Genomic DNA, 19202 nt, shown 5'->3' with positions numbered 1-19202 from the left:
TTTTGCACTCTGCCCGCGGTTTTGCCAAAGCCATTGGCGCCTGCTGATCAAATGTGCAGTTCCGCTCACGGAAACTCGAATGTGGGCTTGACCTTCTTTGATCAATTGGACCACTCTTTTGTTACTACGTGTCATGGGACACGATCGACCAGGTCCGCACTGGACCAAAGAACCGCCCCAAGAGGGTGGCGAAACAGGAAGAGGTAAAAATGAAGAAATCCGTCTTTTTCGGCGCGCTGACGGCCGCCACGCTGACCGCTGGTCTGGCGGGTGCTGCCACGCTTGACGACGTCAAGTCGCGCGGCGAACTGATCTGCGGCGTGAACACCGGTCTCGTCGGCTTCGCGGCTCCGGATGCGAACGGCAACTGGTCCGGCTTCGACGTGGCAATCTGCCAGGCGGTCGCCGCGGCCGTTCTCGGCGATGCCTCGAAGGTGAAATACGTCCCGACCACCGGTCAGACCCGCTTCACCGCACTCGGCTCGGGGGAAGTCGACGTGCTGGCTCGTAACACCACCTGGACCTTCTCGCGCGACACCGATCTGAAGCTCCAGTTCACCGCGACCAACTATTATGACGGTCAGGGCTTCATGGTTCGCAAGGACTCGGGCGTGACCTCGGCCAAGGAACTCGACGGCGCTTCGGTCTGTATCCAGACCGGCACCACCACCGAGCTCAACCTCGCCGACTACTTCAAGGCCAACAACATGTCGTATCAGCCGATCACGGTTGATTCGAATGCCGAAGGCGAACAGCAGTTCCTCGCCGGTGCTTGCGACGCCTACACCACCGACGCGTCCGGCCTCGCCGCGACCCGCGCCGCCTTTGCCAATCCGTCGGATTACGTGATCCTTCCGGAAATCATCTCGAAAGAGCCGCTGGCTCCGGCCGTGCGCCAGGGTGACGACCAGTGGACCGACATCGTGCGCTGGACCATCTTCGCGCTGATCGCTGCCGAAGAATACGGCGTGACCTCGGCCAATATCGACGAGCTGGCCAAGGGCACCGAGAACCCGGAAGTCAACCGCCTGCTCGGCACCGAGGGTGACCTCGGCGCAATGATCGGCCTCGACAAGACCTGGGCTGTCAACGCCATCAAGGCGAACGGCAACTACGGTGAGATCTTTGCCGCCACCATCGGTGAGCAAACCCCGATCGGTCTGGCCCGCGGGCTCAACGCCCAGTGGACCCAGGGCGGCCTGATGTACGCTCCGCCCTTCCGCTAAGAAGGGCCTGGCAGGGCGCGGGTCAAACCGCGCCCTGACCAATTTTCAAAAGACCGTGGGCGGGGGACCAATCCCCCGAAGGCCGGGATAAAACGGCCAGATAAAGATAAGCACGCGGCGACAGGGGAAATACGCAATGACTACCGCGCATGACGCGCCGGAGAGCCAAGGCTTCCGGCTCAGCCAGCTCATTTACGACACGCGATACAGATCGCTGACCATTCAGGTGGTGGTGTTCTTCATCGTGATGGCCTTCGTCGGCTGGCTCGTAGATAACACCATTCAGAACCTCAGCGCTCTGGGCAAGGACTTCAACTTCTCCTTCCTGTCGCAGCGCGCAGGCTATGATATCGGCAACGCCATAATCCCCTATAACAACGACATGACCCATGGGCGCGCGCTGCTCGTCGGTCTGATCAACACGCTCTGGATCTCGTTTCTGGGCTGTGTCGCGGCAACGATCATCGGGATCTTCGTGGGCGTTCTGCGCCTGTCGAAGAACTGGCTCGTCGCGCGTCTGATGACGGTCTATGTCGAGGTCTTTCGCAACATCCCCGTGCTGCTGTGGATCCTCGTGGCGATCGCGCTGCTGACGGAAGCCGCTCCCGCACCGAACGCCTACAAGATCAACCCGACGACGGGAGAGGCGAGCGCGAGCATGATCCTCGACTCGATCGCCTTCACCAACCGTTACACCGCGATCCCTTCGATCCATTTCGACCGCTCGCTCGGGGTGATCGACACCGCGCTTGCGCCGATCTCGCTGAACGTCCTTGCGATCGTGGCGCTGCTCATCGCCTCGCTTTGGGTGAACAAACGGGTTCTGACCCATGCCGCGAACATGCAGGAGGCGACGGGCGTGCGCCCGACGACCTGGTGGAAGAGCGCGCTGATCCTGATCGTGCCGATGGTCGCCTTGCTGTTCGCGCTGGGGTTCAACCCCGATGAGCCGGTCCTTCAGGGCTTCAACTTCAAGAACGGGACGAACGTCTCGAACTCCTTCGTGGCGCTCTGGCTGGGGCTGACGCTCTATACCGCGGCCTTCATCGCCGAGATCGTCCGCGCCGGTATCCTCGCAATTTCCAAGGGCCAGACCGAGGCGGCCTATGCGCTGGGGCTGCGCCCCAACCGCACGATGAACCTCGTGATCCTGCCGCAGGCGCTGCGGGTCATCATCCCGCCGCTGATCTCACAATATCTGAACCTGACGAAGAACTCCTCGCTCGCCATCGCAGTCGGCTATCTCGAACTGCGCGGCACGCTCGGGGGGATCACGCTCAACCAGACGGGCCGCGAGCTCGAGGCGATCTCGCTGATGATGCTGATCTATCTTGCGATCTCGCTGTCGATCTCGGGCGTGATGAATGTCTACAACAATCGCGTGAAGCTGAAGGAGCGGTGAGATGAGCGATACCCACGCCCAAACCGTCGCCTATGTCCGCGACACGATGCTGGACCCGAAACCGGCTCCGGCCAATCAATCCGGTGCCATCCAGTGGCTGCGCGAGAACCTGTTCTCGGGCTGGCTCAACACGCTGCTGACAGTCCTCGGGATCCTCGCGATCTACGGCTTCGTCTCGCATTTCTACGGATGGTTCCTGCACGGTGTCTGGAACGCCAATTCGCTCGCCGAGTGCCGTCAGATCATCACCGATCAATACGGCCAGGGCGCGACCGGCGCCTGCTGGGGGGTGATCCGCGATCGCTGGCACCAGTTCATCTTCGGCTTCTACCCGCCGGAGCTGTATTGGCGCCCGATCCTGACCTTCCTGCTGCTTTTCGTAGCGGTAGGGCCGGTGCTGTTCCAATGGGTGCCGAAGAAGCTGATCTGGTTCACGCCAGCCTATCCGTTCCTCGCCGTCTGGCTGCTCTGGGGCGGCTCGGTCTGGGGCCCGGTGCTTGTCGCACTCGGTTTCGTGCTGGCCTATGTCGTCTTCAATTTCGTGTCGCGTTTCGGCACGATCGGCGGTTTTGCGGCCGGGGCGATCTTCGCGATCCTGTTCTGGCTGTTCGGCGTTTCCCCTCTGGCCGAGATGCTGCACGCCGCGATCCCGCTCGGCATCGAGCCGGTGGAATCGGCGAAGTTCGGTGGCTTCCTGCTGGCGATCACGCTGGGCGCGGGTGGCATTGCGATGTCGTTGCCGCTGGGCGTGATCCTTGCACTCGGGCGTCAGTCGGACATGTTCCTGATCCGGACCTTCTCGGTGATCTTCATCGAGTTCATCCGGGGCGTGCCGCTGATCACGCTGCTCTTCGTGGCGTCGCTTCTGCTGAACTACTTCCTGCCGCCGGGTACGAATTTCGACATCATCCTGCGGGTGATGATCCTCGTGACCATGTTCGCCGCCGCCTATATCGCGGAGGTGATCCGGGGTGGTCTCGCGGCGCTGCCGCGCGGGCAGTACGAGGCAGCCGACGCGCTCGGGCTCGATTACTGGAAGGCGCAGCGGCTGATCATCCTGCCGCAGGCGCTCAAGATCTCGATCCCCGGGATCGTCTCGACCTTCATCGGCATGTTCAAGGACACGACCCTCGTGGCCTTCGTGGGTCTGTTCGACCCGCTCAAGGGCATTCCCGATTTCATTCGCGCCGATTTCGCGTGGAAGGGCATCTACTGGGAGCCCTTCATCTTCGTCGGCGCCATCTTCTTCATCCTGAACTTCGCGATGTCGCGTTACTCGATGTATCTCGAGAACCGGCTCAAGCGCGACCATCGCTAAGGGAGAAACTCAATGACCGAACCACATTTCGACGCGCAAATCGACCGCAGCCACATGACGGTGAGCGACGAGGTCGCGATCCAGATCGAGAACATGAACAAGTGGTATGGCCAGTTCCACGTCCTGCGCGACATCGACCTGACCGTGCAGCGTGGCGAGCGCATCGTCATCGCCGGGCCTTCGGGCTCGGGGAAATCGACTCTGATCCGCTGCATCAACCGGCTTGAAGAGCATCAAGCGGGCAAGATCGTCGTTGACGGGATCGAGCTGACCAATGACCTGAAGAACATCGACAAGATCCGCCGCGAGGTGGGGATGGTGTTCCAGCACTTCAATCTCTTCCCGCATCTGACGATTCTCGAGAACTTGACGCTGGCGCCGATCTGGGTGCGCAAGACGCCCAAGAAGGAAGCGATCGAGACCGCGATGCATTTCCTCGAGAAGGTGAAGATCCCCGATCAGGCGCAGAAATATCCCGGCCAGCTCTCGGGCGGTCAGCAGCAGCGTGTGGCGATCGCGCGCTCGCTGTGCATGAAGCCGCGGATCATGCTCTTCGACGAACCGACCTCGGCGCTCGACCCGGAGATGATCAAGGAAGTTCTCGACACGATGATCGAGCTCGCCGAAGAGGGCATGACCATGCTCTGCGTGACCCACGAGATGGGCTTCGCACAGGCGGTCGCGAACCGGGTGATCTTCATGGCCGACGGTCAGATCGTCGAGCAGAACAACCCGCATGATTTCTTCAACAACCCGCAGTCGGAACGCACCAAGCAGTTCCTGAGCCAGATCCTCGGGCACTGATCGGGGCAGGGGGGCGCTGCCCCCCTCTGGCCTCGCGGCCATTCACCCCCCGAGATATTTCGATCAAGAAGAAGGGGCCGGTGGTGAACCGGCCCCTCTTTGATTTCCCGTCGATGCGCGGATCAGCTTTCGCCGAAGCCGAAGGTCTCGGTGACGTAGTCGATATCCTTGTCGCCGCGGCCCGAGAGGTTGATCAGGATCGACTTGCCCGGGTTCTTCTTGGCCTCGCGCATCGCGAAGGCCACCGCATGGGAGCTTTCGAGCGCAGGGATGATCCCCTCGTGGCGCGAGAGCTTGTAGAAGGCGTCGAGCGCCTCCTTGTCATCGGCGGCCGAATAGTTCACGCGCCCGGTGCGATACAGATGGGCGTGTTCCGGTCCGACGCCGGGATAATCGAGCCCCGAGGCGATGGTGTGAACCGGGGCGGGCTCGCCGTTTTCATCCTCGAGCACCATCGTGCGGAAGCCGTGGATCATCCCGTCCTTTCCGTAGGTGATGGTGGCGGCGTGATCGCCAAGTTTCGAGGAGGTGCCCATCGGCTCCACCCCGTGCAGCGACACGTCCTCATCGTCGATGAAGCCTGCGAAAATCCCCATCGCATTCGAACCACCGCCCACGCAGGCCGCGACCATGTCGGGCAGCTGTCCGGTCATCTCCAGGAATTGCTCGCGCGCTTCGATCCCCACGACATGCTGGAAATCACGGACCATGCGCGGGAAGGGGTGCGGCCCCACGACCGAGCCGATCGCGAAGAGCGCGGTATCGGCCTGGGCGACATAGCTCTGAAAGCAGCTGTCGACGGCTTCCTTCAGCGAGCGTCCACCGAAGCCCACCGGCACGACCTCGGCGCCGAGCAGTTTCATCCGGGTGACGTTCGGCGCTTCCTTGGCGATGTCGATCTCGCCCATGTGGATCTCGCATTCCAGGCCGAAATAGGCCGCGGCCGTGGCCAGCGCCACGCCATGCTGGCCCGCGCCGGTTTCGGCCATCAGCTTGGTCTTGCCCATGAACTTCGCGAGAAGTGCTTCGGCCATGCAATGGTTGAGCTTGTGGGCCCCGGTGTGGTTGAGATCCTCGCGCTTGGCGTAGATTTGCGCACCGCCGCACATGTCGGAGAGGTTGCGCAGGTAGCTCACCGGGGTGGGGCGGCCCTGGAAATGCTTGCGGATATAGCGCAGGTCGCGGATGAATTCGGCGGAATGGGCGAGGCGCTCATAGGCCTCTGTTATCTCCTTGAAATGCGGCACCAGCGGCGGCGGCAGTTCGGCCCCGCCATACTCGCCGAAAAAGCCCTGTGCGTCGGGGGTGGATTTCAGATAGCCCATTCAGTCTCCTCCAGTCAGCCACGCCGTGTCGGCGTGAAGAAATCAAGCACCGAACCCTGACCCGGCATCACCTCGGACCAGTCGTCGATCTGGAAATCGACGATCAGGGTGGCGCAGGTCGGGTAGCGGCGGAAATCGGGATCGAGGAGGGGCCGGGCGGGAAGCTGATGGGCAAATTCGGCAATGCCGGGATTGTGGCCGAGCATCATCACCGTCGGCGCCGACGCCGTGCGTAAAACTTGCAGCATCATTTCGGGAGCGGCGTGATAGAGGCTCTCGACATAGTTCACTTCGGGACGGGTCTCGATCACGGCGGCAGCGACCTGATCCCAGGTTTCGCGGGTGCGCTGCGCCGAGGAGCAAAGCACCTCTTCGGGCTCGAGGCCCCGCGAGGCGAGAAAGTCGCCCAGTTCAAGCGCGGCGGCGCGGCCACGGGCGTTCAGGGGGCGGTCGCGATCTTCGACGAGCGGGTCGTCCCAGCTCGATTTCGCGTGGCGCGTCAGGATCAGGCGGCGGTGTCCGAGCGGGGTCATGGGTGGAATTGCCTCATATGCCAGGCCGATTGTGAAGGCAGCCTGCCATAGCTTTCGCCCACCGGGCAAGCGCGGCGTGCAAGGCAGCCTTGCGTGCGGCAATCCGCCCCCTCGGGCGTATCGAGATGAGCGCGGCAGGTTTCGGTGTCATATCCGTCCGGGCCAAGCGCATCGACCGGGCAGGCGGTCGTGCAGGGCGCCGGACAATTCGTGCAGGTCTCTGGGGCCGGGGTTGGCAGCGCCAAGAGGCCCGGCAGCGCCAGCGCCCCGCGAACCGAGGCCCAGAGCCCCATGCGGCTATGGCACATCAGGTGCAGGGGCGAGGCGAAGCTCTGCCCGCTGCGCAGCGCCCAGCTCACGAAGGGCTGCCAGGGCGGGCCGGTGAACGGGTAGAGGGCGCGCGCGCCGAACCGGGGCGCCAGTGCGCCGATCACCCGTTCCGACCAGCGGTCGAGCGGGTCGGGGCCGCCGTCGAAAAACTCGGGCTGCGCGGTGACATGGGCCCAGAAGCCCGGCTCGTCCGGCGAGATCAGCGCGATCGTCTCAGCCCCGTCATGCAGAAGGCCCGAGACAAAAAGCCGATGCGCGCCGAGCGACTCTTCGAGTTCCGCGATCACCGTCCGCGCGGCGTCACGCGCGGGATCGTGGAGCGGATCATCGAGCCCGCGCCATGTTCGGTGAACAGTTCGAGCAGGCAGGCATTGGCGACGCGGCCGTCGACGATGACCACGGCGCGCACGCCTTCCTTGACGGCCTGCAACGCGGTCTCGACTTTCGGGATCATGCCGCCCGCAATGGTCCCGTCCTCGATCAGGGCGGCTACGTCCTCGGGGGTGAGCTGTGTGATGACCTCGCCCTGCTTGTTCTTCACGCCGGCTACGTCGGTGAGCAGCAGCAGGCGGTCGGCTTGCAGCGCGCCCGCGATGGCGCCGGCCGCCGTGTCGCCATTGACGTTGAAGGTCTCGTTATCGGCCACGCCGGTCGCCACCGGCGCGATCACCGGGATCAGCCCGGCATTGTAGAGATCGCGCACGATCTGCACATTCATCTCGACCGGCCTGCCGACGAAGCCCAGTTCGGGATCATCCGCCTCGCAGACCATCAGGTCGTCATCCTTGCCGGAAATGCCGACCGCACGTCCGCCCTGATCGTTGATCGCCTGCACGATGCGCTTGTTGACGAGCCCCGAGAGGATCATCTCGACCACCTCGACGGTGGCCTTGTCGGTGACGCGCTTGCCGCGCACCCATTCGCTCTCGATCCCGAGCTTTTTCAGCATGTCGTTGATCATCGGGCCGCCGCCATGCACCACGACCGGGTTCATCCCGACTTGCCGCATCAGAACGATGTCGCGTGCGAACTCGGCCATCGCCTCATCGTCGCCCATCGCGTTGCCGCCGAATTTCACCACCACGACCGCGCCGGTGTAGCGTTGCAGATAGGGCAGGGCTTCGGAGAGGGTGCGGGCGGTGGCGATCCAGTCACGATCCATGTTCTGCTTTCTCATCTTGCTGGTCCTCGGGCAGGGTGGGCCTCATCTTGCTAGACCGTTCGCGCGGCGTTTGGAAGAGCCCCGTTGGAACGCCCGTTGCGCTCGGGTCAAAAGCAGCTAGGGTCGGGGCGAGCGCGCGAACGGGAGTCTGGATCATGGGTGATCGCAAGGTGATGCTGCTGACGGGGGCGAGCCGGGGGATCGGCCATGCCACGGTGAAACGCTTCGCCGCCGAGGGGTGGCGGGTGATCACCTGCTCACGCCAACCCTTTCCCGAGAAATGCCCCTGGGGCGGTGGGCGCGAGGATCACATTCAGGTTGACCTCGCCGATCCGGCGGACACGATCAATGCGGTGGAGGTAATCCGCGAACGGTTGGAAGGCGGCAAGCTGCACGCGCTCGTTAACAATGCGGGCATTTCGCCGAAAGGTTCCAACGGTGAGCGGCTCAACACGCTCGATACTGATCTGATGACCTGGGGCCATGTCTTCCACGTCAATTTCTTCGCCTCGATCGTGCTGGCGCGCGGACTGATGGAGGAACTTTCAGCCGCGCATGGCGCGGTGGTCAACGTGACCTCTATTGCGGGATCGCGCGTCCACCCCTTCGCAGGCGCGGCCTATGCGACCTCGAAAGCCGCGCTGAAGGCGCTGACGCGCGAGATGGCGCATGATTTCGGGCCGCTCGGGGTGCGCGTGAACGCGATCGCACCGGGTGAGATCGAGACCTCGATCCTCAGCCCCGGCACCGAGAAGATCGTCGAAAATCTGCCGCTGCGCCGTCTAGGCCAGCCTTCCGAAGTGGCGGATGTGATCTGGTTCCTGTGCTCGGATGCGTCGAGCTATGTCACCGGCACCGAGATCGAGGTGAACGCGGGCCAGCACGTCTGAGGCGTCTCAGCCCTTCTTGCCGATCCGGGGCTCGGTTCCCATCGCGAGCCGAGCGATGTTGCTGCGATGACGCCAGAAGATCAGGACCGACAGGCCGGCGGCCAGCATCATCAGGTCGCGATGGCCGAGGAAATAGGCCAAGGGAACCGTCGCTGCCGCCGAGACCAGCGCCGAGAGCGAGGAGATCCGCGTCACGACGGCCGTCACAAGCCAGACACCACAGGCAGCCAGCCCGACCGGCCAAGCCAGCGCCAGCATCGTGCCTAGGAAGGTTGCCACACCCTTGCCACCCTGAAAGCGCAGCCAGACGGGGTAGATGTGACCGATGAAGGCTGCCGCCCCCGCAATCTGCGCTGCCGTCTCGCCAAGCGTGTAGCGGGCGATCAGAACCGCGATCGCGCCCTTGCCACTGTCGAGAAGCAAAGTTGCCAGCGCGGCGGGCTTGTTGCCGGTGCGCAGAACGTTCGTCGCACCTATATTTCCAGAGCCGATCTTGCGGAGATCGCCGAGACCGAGAAGCTTCGTGATCACGAGGCCGAAAGGCACAGAACCGAGCAGGTAGCTCAGTCCAGCCACCAGCCCGAGCCAAGCGGACCCGTTCTCAATTCCCGGCATATGCCTGCCCTCGCCTCGTTTATGAGTCGTTATTGTTGTCGTAAACCTGCACCCCCGCGACGAATGTGGCAAGCGTTTTGCCTTCCATTCGGGCGGTATCGAAGGGCGTATTCTTCGATTTCGAGCGCAGTTTGAAGCGATCGAGCACGAAGGGCGCGTCCGGATCGAAGAGCACGAGATCGGCGGGAGCACCTTCGCAAAGCCGTCCTTGCGGCAGTCCGAGGCGCTTCGCCGGGTTGAGCGACATCGCCCGGAAAAGCTGCGGCAGGCTCAACTGACCCGCGTGATAGAGGCGCATCGCGGCGGGCAGGATCGTCTCGAGCCCCACCGCGCCCGAGGCCGCTTCCTCGAAGGGCAGGCGCTTGGATTCCTCGTCGGCGGGCGTGTGCATCGAGCAGATCACGTCGATCACCCCGTCGGCCACCGCGCCGATCACCGCGAGACGATCTTCCTCGTCGCGCAGGGGGGGGGTCAGCTTGAAGAAGGTGCGGTAATCGCCCACGTCGAGCGCGTTGAGCGTCAGGTGATGGATCGAGACACCGGCGGTCACATCAAGCCCCGCGTGTTTCGCGCGTTTGAGCGCGGGCAGCGCCTTCGCGGTGGTGATCTGATCGGCGTGATAGGAAAGCCCGGTCATCTCGACCAGCGCCAGATCGCGCTCCAGCCCCATCCGCTCGGCCATGGGAGAGACGCCCGGCAACCCGCGCAGGCTCGCGAATTTTCCGCTCGTCACGGCCGCACCTTTCGAAAGGCCCGGCTCCTGCGGGTGGCCGATCACCAGCACGCCAAGATGCGCGGCATAGGTGAAGGCCCGTTGCAGCGCCTTGGTCTGGTCAGAGACGCGCGCGACATCGGTGAAGGCCACCGCGCCGGCATCCTTGAGAAAACCGATCTCGGTCATCTCCTGCCCTTCGCGGCTCTTCGTCAGCGCCGCCATGTGCAGGATGCGCACGGGCGCGTCGGCGGCGCGGCGGGTGACGAATTCCAGCGTCTCGGGCGTGTCGATGGCAGGCGCGGTGTCGGGGCGCGCGACGATGGTCGTCACGCCGCCCGCCGCAGCCGCCAGAGCCGCCGAGCGGAAGCTTTCCATGTGCCGCTCGCCCGGCTCACCGATTTTCACGCCGAGATCAACGATTCCCGGCGCAAGGCATTTGCCGCCGCAATCGATCACCTTGGCGTCTGCAGGCGCGGACATCTCGCCGATCGCCGCGATCTTGCCAGCGTCGATCACCACATTGCCGATCGTTTCAGTCAGGGCCTCGGGGTCGATCAGGCGGGCATTTTCAAGAAACAGGGTCATCGCTCTCGTCTCACTTCGCCACCAGCTTGCGCGCGGCTTGCGCGCTTTCGATCTCGCGCGCCACCGGGGCCGCATCGGCGAGGTGGCGGATCAGGTGCTTGTCACCACCCTTCGTCACCACCTGCACGTCGCCCATCAGCGAGCGCACGGCGTCGATCTCGAGCAGCATGACCTGCTTGCCCTGCGGTCCGATCAACCTCCGGTCGGTGAGCTGCCAGCGCCGCGCGAAGGCTTCCGAGCGGAAATAGAGCCCCCGCAGCGCCATCCCGAGCACGATGGCGAAAGCCGCGATCGTCACCTGATTGCCCTTGCCGAGCCAGAACAGCACCGCCGAGACGATCACCGCCCCGATCACCGCCAGCACGGCGTGATCCGTCCAGTAGCGTTTTTGATCGGGGGTGAAGATGGCCAGAACCTGTTCGCCCTCGTCGAGCGGCAATTCGCTTTCCGGGCCGGGGCGGTAATTGAGAACCTCGTCGCGTTCGATCTTAGACATAGGTCTCCCCCGCGAGCGCGCGGCCGCGTTCGGCGCGCAGGTTGCGCGCCAGCAGGTCCATCACCGCCATGCGCACCGCCACGCCCATTTCCACCTGTTCCTGGATGACCGAGCGGTTGATGTCGTCGGCGATGGTGCCGTCGATCTCGACGCCGCGGTTCATCGGCCCCGGATGCATCACGATCGCATCGTCCTTGGCATAGGCGAGCTTCTCGGCGTCGAGACCATAGCGGTGAAAATACTCGCGCTCGGAGGGGATGAAACCGCCATCCATGCGCTCTTTCTGAAGCCGCAGCATCATCACGACGTCGGCGTCCTTCAGCCCTTCGCGCATATCGTCATAGACCTCGCAGCCGAACTCGGACACGCCCGAAGGCATCAGGGTCGGCGGTGCGATCAGGCGCACGCGGTTCTCCATCTTGCCGAGCAGGATCAGGTTCGAGCGCGCCACCCGGCTGTGGGCGACATCGCCGCAGATCGCGACGGTCAGTCGATGGATGCGGCCTTTCTCGCGCCGGATCGTCAGCGCATCGAGAAGCGCCTGCGTCGGGTGTTCATGCTTGCCGTCGCCCGCATTGATGACCGCGCATTCGACCTTCTGCGCCAGCAGGTCCACCGCGCCCGACGAACCATGCCGCACCACCAGCAGATCCGGGTGCATCGCGTTGAGCGTCAATGCCGTGTCGATCAGCGTCTCGCCTTTTTTCACGCTCGATGTCTGCATCGACATGTTCATCACATCCGCGCCGAGCCGCTTTCCGGCCAGCTCGAAGCTCGACTGCGTCCGCGTCGAGTTCTCGAAGAACATGTTGATCGCGGTCAGCCCTGCCAGCGCGTCGGTTTTCTTCACCGTGCGGCGGTTGAGATCGACATATTGTTCGGCGAGGTCGAGAACGGTGAGGATATCCTCGGGGCTCAGATGCTCGATCCCCAGCAGGTGCCTTGGGCGAAAAGCCATTGCGCGATGCTCCGATTAGACTGGTTCGCTTATGGCAAACGGGGGGGCGGGCGTCCAGCCGCTTTACCGTCGCGGGGCGGCAGCTTAGGGTGGCGCAATGGAGACTCAGCCGACATCCGAACTCGACTATCACGCCGCTCTGGCCGCCCTCGAATGGCAGCTGGAAATGGGCGTCGATACCGCGATCGCGGATGAGCCCTTCGATTGCTACGAATTGCCCGAGAAATCCGCGCAGGCGAAGGCGCGCGCGCCCGACGCGGCGGCCGCGCCCGATCCGGCCTTGCCGCCGGTGGCTCAGGTCGCGCTGGTCGAGGGGCCCGATCCGGTCGTGGTGGCGCGCGAGGCGGCGGGCAAGGCCGAAACTCTCGAAGCGCTGCGCGCGGCGATCGAGGCCTATGACCTGTGTGATTTGAAGATGGGGGCGCGCAACACGGTCTTTGCCGATGGCAAACCGGCCGCGCGGGTGATGATTATCGGCGAGGCGCCGGGGCGTGACGAAGACCAGAAGGGCCTGCCCTTCGTGGGACGTGCGGGGCACCTGCTCGACAAGATGTTCGCGGCAATCGGCCTTTCGCGGCAATCGCCCGATGCCGAGGCCGCGCTCTATATCACCAATGTCCTGCCCTGGCGTCCGCCGGGCAATCGCGATCCCGAACCCGCGGAGATCGCTCAGATGCTGCCCTTCCTGGCCCGTCACGTCGATCTGGCCGATCCCGACCTGATCGTTCTGATGGGCAATGCCGCCTGTTCGGCCGCGCTTGGCAAGCGCGGCATCCTGCGGCTGCGCGGCACCTGGGCCGAGGCTTTCGGCCGACCGGCCCTTCCGATGACCCATCCGGCCTATCTGCTGCGCAACCCGGCCGCCAAACGCGAGGCGTGGGCGGATCTTCTGTCGCTGCGCGCGCGGCTCGATCAGGGCTGAAAATCGCGCCAAACCGTCGCAGATCCGTGAAAAAGTGACGGACGCGGCGCCCTGCCACGTAGAGAAAACCATTCCCCGTGCCTATTTCGGCGGGGTAACATGTTCTCGCGCGAATGTGGGTGACGGTGAGCGCCCGCTCAATATTGAGACTGGAGTCGACATGCGGTTTCTGACCCGCTCCCTGATGGGGCTGTTTCTACTGGCCTTGACGCTGGGCCTGCTCGCGATGGGCGGGTTCTCGATCTACAAGGCAGTCGAGGCGCGCAAGGCGCGGGGTGGAAATGCACAGATGCAACGCGAGCGGGTCTTCGCGGCCAATGTGATGCCGGTCGAGTTCGGCACCATCGCACCGGTGCTGACCGCCTACGGTGAGGTGCGTTCGACGCGCGAGTTGGAACTGCGCGCGGCTGCTGCCGGGACGATCGTGGAACTTGCGCCCGATTTCGAGGACGGCGCGGAGGTCGAGAAGGGTCAGCTTCTGGTAAAGCTCGATCCGGCCGAAGCCCAGGCGGCCCGCGACAGCGCTGCGGCGTCGGTGGCCGAGGCGGAGGCCGCGCTGGCGCAGGCCGAGCGCGCCTTGCTCATCGCCCGCGACGATGTGAGCGCCGCGCAGCGTCAGGCCGATCTGCGGCGCAAGGCGCTCGACCGGCAGCAATCGCTTTCGGATCGCGGTGTGGGTTCGGCTGCGACACTGGAGACAGCGGAGCTTGCGTCTTCTGCCGCCGATCAGGCAGTACTCAATCGTCGCTCGGCGCTCTCGAGTGCGCAGGCGCAGCTCGATACCGCGCGCACCGGGCTGACCCGGGCGAAGATCACGCTCTCGGAGGCCGAACGCAAACTCGCCGATACCGAGATCCGTGCCGAATTCGCGGGCCGTCTGGCCGAGGTGAACGCGGTGGCGGGCGGCCTGGTGTCGACCAACGAGATGCTGGGCAAGCTGATCGACCCGGCCGCGCTGGAGATTGCCTTTCGCGTCTCGACTGCGCAATTCGCGCGGTTGACCGACACGCGGGGGGAGCTGCGCGACCTCCCTGTATTGGTCGAGCTGGTGGCCGGAGAAGAAATGTTGACCGCCCAGGGGCGGCTCTCGCGTGTCTCGGCCGCCGTCGATGATGGCGTCACGGGGCGGCTGCTCTTTGCGCGGATCGAGGACGGTGCCGCGAACCTGCGTCCGGGCGATTTCGTCACCGTGCGTCTGAGCGAACCCGCGCTCGACACCGTGGCAGAGATCCCCTCGGCGGCGGTCGATGCCAAAAGCACGGTGCTCGTGCTCGGGGCCGAGGATCGGCTGGATGAGGCGCCGGTCACCATTCTGCGCCGCCAGGGCGATGCGGTGATCATTCGTGCGAGTTTTGCCCCCGGTAACGAGATCGTGACCGAACGCACTCCGCTTCTGGGCCGCGGTATCAAGCTGCGCCCGATGCGCCCCGGTCAACCCGAAGCGGCCGCTGGTCCCGAGATGATGAAGCTCGACCCGGCGCGGCGCGCGAAACTGATCGATTTCGTCGAGGCGAACCCCGCCATGCCCGACCGCGCCAAACAGCGCTTCCTCGCTGAACTGAAGCAGGACGAGGTGCCTGTCGCGACCGTCGAGAAGCTCGAATCGCGGATCGGGGGCTGAGATGGCAGCGAATCTGGACCCCAGGGAATTGCCACCCGCGCGCGGACTGATCGGAATGTTCACCCGCCACGCGACGCTCGCCAATATCGTGCTCGTGGTGATGCTCTGCGCCGGTCTGATCGCGCTGCCGCGGATGCGCGCGCAGTTCTTTCCCGACTCGGTCGAGGAATCGGTGTCGGTCTCGGTCACGTGGGAAGGGGCGGGGGCCGAAGAGGTCGATCGCGCCATCGTTCAGGTGCTCGAACCTTCGCTGATAGCGGTCGAGGGTGTCGAGAATTCCGAAAGCCGTGCGTCCGAGGGCTCGGCCCGCATCAGCCTGGATTTCGAACCCGGCTGGGACATGTCGCGCGCGGTCAACGATGTCGAGAACGCGCTGGCGACAGCGGGCGACCTTCCCGAAGGGGCCGAGGAGCCAGAAGTCAACCGGGGCGTCTGGCGCGACACTGTGACCGATCTGGTGATCACCGGGCCGCTTTCGACCGAACAGCTCGGGCGGCTCGGCGACGAGGCGGTGGTACGGCTTTATCAGCAAGGCGTCACGCGCACAGCCTTGGCCGGGATCGCCGCGCCCGAGACCGTGGTCGAGGTTCCGACCGTCTCGATGATGGCGCATGACGTGACGCTCACGCAGATCATCAACGTGATCGCCGCCGAGGCCGCGACCGATCCTGCGGGCGATGTGGCGGGCGGTGCGACCCGTGTCACCACCGGCGAGGAACGCCGCTCCGCCCCCGAGATCGCGGCGCTTGTGATCCGCACAGAGCCCGATGGCTCGCAGCTCACCGTGGGCGATGTCGCGCGCATCCATGTCGCAGGCGGCGATCGCAACAAGGCTTATTTCGTCGGTGACCATCCGGCCGTGGTGATCAACGTTGCGCGCTCGGCGGCAGGGGATGCGATCGCCATTCAGAAGAAGGTGCAGGCCGTGGTCTCGCAGATGGAGCCGACGCTCCCTGCCGGGACCACGATGGATCTCGTGCGCACGCGCTCCGACCGGATCACGCAGCGCCTCGACCTCCTGGTGAATAACGGCGTTCTGGGCCTTGGGCTCGTGCTGGCGCTGCTGTTCCTGTTCCTCAATGCGCGTACCGCCTTCTGGGTGGCGATGGGTATCCCAACCTCGATGGCGGCGGCTCTGGCGGTGATGTATTTCTCCGGCATGACGCTGAACATGATCTCGATCTTCGCGCTCATCCTGACGCTGGGGATCGTGGTCGATGATGCGATCGTGGTGGGCGAGCACGCCGATTTCCGCGCGCGCCACCTGGGCGAGCATCCCACGCTGGCGGCCGAGAACGGTGCGCGGCGCATGGCCGCCCCGGTCTTCGCCTCGACCCTGACGACGGTGATCGCCTTCGCGGGCCTGACCGTGATCGGCGGGCGCATGGGCAACATGATCGTCGATATTCCCTATACCGTGATCGCGGTGCTGCTGGCCTCGCTGGTCGAGTGTTTCGTGATCCTGCCCAATCACATGAGCCACGCATTGCGCCATACCTCGGAAGGCAAGTGGTATGACTGGCCTTCGCGTCAGGTGAATCGCGGGCTCGACTGGTTCCGCCGGAAGGTGATGAAGCCGCTGACGCGGGCGATTGTCACCGCGCGCTATCCGGTCATCGCGGCGGCGATCGCACTACTCTTGTGGCAGGTCTCCTTCGTGATGTCGGGCAAGGTGCAGTGGCGTTTCTTCAATCCGCCCGAGCAGTCCACCGTCAACGGCTCCTTCTCGATGGTCGAGGGCGCGACGCGCGCTGACACCGAGGCGATGATGCGCGCGATGCAGGCGACTGTGACGCGCGTCGCCAAGGAGTTCGAAGACGAGTACGGCGTGAACCCGGTCGAATACGCCATCGCGCAAATCGGCGGGGCGTCGGGGCGTGCGCTCGCCTCGGCCGATACCAAGGACACCGATCTGCTCGGCTCGATTTCGATCGAGGTGATCGACCCCGATTACCGTCCCTATTCGAGCTTCGATTTCGTCTCGCGGCTGCAACAGGAAACACCGCGCCTGCCGCTGGTCGAGGAGATCAGCTTCCGCCGCTTCTCGATGGGCGGGGCGGGTGACGGGATCGCGGTGCAGTTCTCGGGCGCGGAGACGCGGGTGCTCAAGGAGGCCGCCGAGGATCTCAAGACGGCGCTGGCGCAATTCCCCGAAGTTTCCGCGGTCGAGGATAACCTCGCCTATGACAAGCAGGAGCTGGTGCTCGACCTCACCCCGCAGGGCGATGCGCTGGGCTTCGATATCGCGACGCTCGGGCGCGAACTGCGCGCGCGCCTGAACGGGACCGAAGCGGCGAGCTTCCCCGATGGCGTGCGCTCCGCCACGATCCGGGTGGAACTACCGCCCGAGGAACTGGCCGCCGATTTCATCGACCGGATGCAGCTGCGTACGCCCGCAGGCCAATGGGTGCCGCTCGCCGATATCGTCTCAGTGCGCAGCCAGACCGGCTTCTCGACGATCCGGCGCGAGGATGGGGTGCGGCAGGTCTCGGTGACGGGAGATGTCTCCGAGGACGATCCAGCGCGGGCCAATGCGATCCTGACCCAGGTCGAGACCGAGATCCTGCCGCGTATCGCCGAGGAACGCGGCGTGGCCTATGTGATGTCGGGCCAGGCCGAACAGGAACGCGATTTCATGTCCGATGCCACGGTTGGCCTGTCGATGGTGGTGATCGGGATCTATATCGTGCTCGCCTGGATCTTCGCGAGCTGGACCCGGCCGCTGGTGGTGATGTCGGTCATCCCCTTCGGCGCGGTCGGTGCGATCTGGGGCCATTACATCTGGAACCTGCCGATGTCGATGTTCGCCGTTGTCGGCGGGATCGGCATGGTGGGGATCATCATCAACGACGCGATCGTGCTGATCTCTACCGTGGATGAATATGCCGAGAGGCGCGGCATCGTCCCGGCCATCGTCGATGCGGTTTCCGATCGCCTGCGCCCGGTGCTTCTGACCACGCTGACGACCGTGCTGGGCCTTGCGCCGCTCCTTTATGAACAGTCGAGCTCGGCGCTGTTCCTGAAATCCACCGTCATCACGCTGGTCTACGGTCTGGGCTTCGGCATGGTGATCGTGCTGCTGGTCGTACCCGCGATGCTCGCGATCCAGCTCGATTTCGGGCGCCAGATCACGGCGGTGCGCCATGGCGCGCGCGTGGTGAAGCTGCGCGGCATTCTGGGCGGTGTCGCGGCGCTCCTGATCGTGGCTTTCGCGATCACGCTGGGCCGCGCGATGCTGACGGGTCAGGCGATGATGCCCGCCTTCGGAGGCTTTGCGCTGATCGCCACGATGATCGTGCTTGCCGCTGGGCTGATCGCGCCGCGCTTGCTGCGTGGTCATATCCGCCACATGGCGCCGCCCGAGGGCTGATAGGCCTGGGCCGGGGAAGGCTTAGTCGTCGCAACCCTTGATCTGCACCGGGCCGCGATCCGAGAGGACGGTGATGCGCACGTCGCTGAGATCGAGGTCGAAAGGTTGCGCCTCGGGCGGAACAAAGTCGGCTGAGGCCACGAGCACATCGCCCTCGCGGTGGCTGGTCGCTTCCGAGACCCAGACCGGTTTCGAGGCGAGCTCGAACAGGGTCTCTTCCGGACCGATGGCAGGCGGCAGGTCGATCCGCGCGGTGACTTTGACGCCGTCGCGCACCGGCTCGGTCTGGCAATGGGTTCTGGCATCGACCGATTTCGGCTCTGCGGCCAGTGCCTGTTCGATCCGCGGATCGGGCGCGCCTTTGCCCGAAAGTTCCGCGTCGAGACGCAGCGTTACCGGCACGCAGATCCGGTCGCAGATCCCGATCATCGCCTCGGCCTTCAGTGCCACTGGTTTCGCGGGATCGGCGGGCGTGATCGAGACCGGCAGCAGCACACCGTCGTGATAGCCGATCGTGCGCATCCCGGCGGAGGTGAAGATCTCCGGCGCGGGCCAATGCAATCTCACTGCGGCCACGTTCCGCGAGCCTGAAAAGTCGACGCGTGGCGGGATGCCCGCATCGCCCGGCGTGCGCCAATAGGTCTTCCAGCCCGGTGCCAGCGAAATCTCCAGCGCCGCCACGCGCGAGCCGTCCGCCCGCTGCCAGCCGGGCAGCAACTCGGCGTTCTCCAGCCCCGGCGGAGGGGGCGGCGTCGGCAGGGCGCTTTGCTGCGCGTGCGCGGCAAAGGGCATGGTGGCAAGTGCAAGGCTCAGGACTGGTAACAGACGTGTCATGCTCTCTCCCTAGCCTCTGCCGCGTGCCTGCCAAAGTCACAAACGCGACAGGCCGTTGCAACAATTGGGCCGCGATTTCGTCTAGCGGTCGCAACA

At 64.6% G+C, this 19202-nt stretch carries 17 protein-coding genes; 8 read left to right on the top strand and 9 right to left on the bottom strand.

Going from position 1 to position 19202, the window contains the following annotated elements; translation table 11 throughout:
* The first annotated feature begins 209 nt into the window (after positions 1-209).
* From BMG00_RS06720 to BMG00_RS06705, 4 genes are all read left to right on the top strand, one after another.
* Positions 210-1226, top strand: coding sequence for an amino acid ABC transporter substrate-binding protein (locus tag BMG00_RS06720; RefSeq protein WP_078525677.1), 1017 nt, complete (start codon positions 210-212; stop codon positions 1224-1226).
* 136 nt (positions 1227-1362) lie between these two features.
* On the top strand, positions 1363-2628 hold the full coding sequence (locus BMG00_RS06715; RefSeq protein ID WP_078525675.1) for an amino acid ABC transporter permease: 1266 nt from the start codon (positions 1363-1365) through the stop codon (positions 2626-2628).
* Between the two features lies 1 nt (position 2629).
* Positions 2630-3946 carry an amino acid ABC transporter permease gene (locus BMG00_RS06710; protein ID WP_078525673.1) on the top strand — a complete coding sequence of 439 codons (1317 nt, stop codon included), beginning with the start codon at positions 2630-2632 and terminating at the stop codon, positions 3944-3946.
* A gap of 12 nt (positions 3947-3958) precedes the next feature.
* Complete coding sequence (locus BMG00_RS06705; protein WP_078525671.1) at positions 3959-4750, top strand: amino acid ABC transporter ATP-binding protein; 792 nt, start codon at positions 3959-3961, stop codon at positions 4748-4750.
* 122 nt (positions 4751-4872) lie between these two features.
* Here BMG00_RS06705 and trpB read toward each other — a convergent pair whose 3' ends face one another.
* From trpB to argB, 4 genes are read right to left on the bottom strand one after another with little or no spacing between them, the layout of a single operon-like run.
* Positions 4873-6075: a tryptophan synthase subunit beta gene (trpB, locus tag BMG00_RS06700; protein ID WP_078525669.1), complete on the bottom strand. Its 1203-nt coding sequence runs from the start codon at positions 6073-6075 to the stop codon at positions 4873-4875.
* Between the two features lie 14 nt (positions 6076-6089).
* The gene (locus BMG00_RS06695) at positions 6090-6608 is read right to left on the bottom strand and encodes a SixA phosphatase family protein (protein ID WP_078525667.1); all 519 of its coding nucleotides are present in this window, start codon (positions 6606-6608) and stop codon (positions 6090-6092) included.
* A complete protein-coding gene (locus BMG00_RS06690) occupies positions 6605-7225 on the bottom strand; it encodes a ferredoxin (protein WP_078525665.1) in 621 nt (206 codons plus the stop codon). Before BMG00_RS06690 ends, BMG00_RS06695 begins: the two co-directional genes overlap by 4 nt.
* Positions 7222-8100, bottom strand: a complete 879-nt coding sequence (gene argB / locus BMG00_RS06685; RefSeq protein WP_078525663.1) for an acetylglutamate kinase — start codon at positions 8098-8100, stop codon at positions 7222-7224. Before argB ends, BMG00_RS06690 begins: the two co-directional genes overlap by 4 nt.
* 155 nt (positions 8101-8255) lie before the next feature.
* Between argB and BMG00_RS06680 the strand changes: the two genes are divergently transcribed.
* Positions 8256-8990, top strand: a complete 735-nt coding sequence (locus BMG00_RS06680) for an SDR family NAD(P)-dependent oxidoreductase (protein WP_078573722.1) — start codon at positions 8256-8258, stop codon at positions 8988-8990.
* 6 nt (positions 8991-8996) lie between these two features.
* Here BMG00_RS06680 and plsY read toward each other — a convergent pair whose 3' ends face one another.
* From plsY to BMG00_RS06660, 4 genes are read right to left on the bottom strand one after another with little or no spacing between them, the layout of a single operon-like run.
* On the bottom strand, positions 8997-9605 hold the full coding sequence (gene plsY / locus BMG00_RS06675; protein ID WP_078525659.1) for a glycerol-3-phosphate 1-O-acyltransferase PlsY: 609 nt from the start codon (positions 9603-9605) through the stop codon (positions 8997-8999).
* A gap of 19 nt (positions 9606-9624) precedes the next feature.
* Positions 9625-10905 carry a dihydroorotase gene (gene pyrC, locus BMG00_RS06670; RefSeq protein WP_078573721.1) on the bottom strand — a complete coding sequence of 427 codons (1281 nt, stop codon included), beginning with the start codon at positions 10903-10905 and terminating at the stop codon, positions 9625-9627.
* Between the two features lie 10 nt (positions 10906-10915).
* Positions 10916-11401 (bottom strand): hypothetical protein, encoded by a 486-nt coding sequence (locus BMG00_RS06665; protein ID WP_078573720.1) that lies wholly within the window; start codon positions 11399-11401, stop codon positions 10916-10918.
* Positions 11394-12359 (bottom strand): aspartate carbamoyltransferase catalytic subunit, encoded by a 966-nt coding sequence (locus BMG00_RS06660; RefSeq protein WP_078525653.1) that lies wholly within the window; start codon positions 12357-12359, stop codon positions 11394-11396. Before BMG00_RS06660 ends, BMG00_RS06665 begins: the two co-directional genes overlap by 8 nt.
* A 97-nt stretch (positions 12360-12456) precedes the next feature.
* Between BMG00_RS06660 and BMG00_RS06655 the strand changes: the two genes are divergently transcribed.
* From BMG00_RS06655 to BMG00_RS06645, 3 genes are all read left to right on the top strand, one after another.
* On the top strand, positions 12457-13281 hold the full coding sequence (locus BMG00_RS06655; RefSeq protein ID WP_078573719.1) for a uracil-DNA glycosylase: 825 nt from the start codon (positions 12457-12459) through the stop codon (positions 13279-13281).
* 160 nt (positions 13282-13441) lie between these two features.
* Positions 13442-14902: an efflux RND transporter periplasmic adaptor subunit gene (locus BMG00_RS06650; RefSeq protein ID WP_078573718.1), complete on the top strand. Its 1461-nt coding sequence runs from the start codon at positions 13442-13444 to the stop codon at positions 14900-14902.
* 1 nt (position 14903) lies between these two features.
* The gene (locus tag BMG00_RS06645; protein ID WP_078573717.1) at positions 14904-18272 is read left to right on the top strand and encodes an efflux RND transporter permease subunit; all 3369 of its coding nucleotides are present in this window, start codon (positions 14904-14906) and stop codon (positions 18270-18272) included.
* A gap of 21 nt (positions 18273-18293) precedes the next feature.
* On the opposite strand, the gene BMG00_RS06640 is transcribed toward BMG00_RS06645, so the two are convergent.
* On the bottom strand, positions 18294-19106 hold the full coding sequence (locus tag BMG00_RS06640; protein ID WP_078573716.1) for a protein-disulfide reductase DsbD domain-containing protein: 813 nt from the start codon (positions 19104-19106) through the stop codon (positions 18294-18296).
* Between the last annotated feature and the right edge of the window lie 96 nt (positions 19107-19202).

The organism is Thioclava marina, from assembly GCF_002020135.1.
Classification (GTDB): domain Bacteria; phylum Pseudomonadota; class Alphaproteobacteria; order Rhodobacterales; family Rhodobacteraceae; genus Thioclava; species Thioclava marina.
The sequence above is the reverse complement of the archived record's forward strand: the minus strand, read 5'-3'. Positions and strand labels throughout refer to the sequence as shown.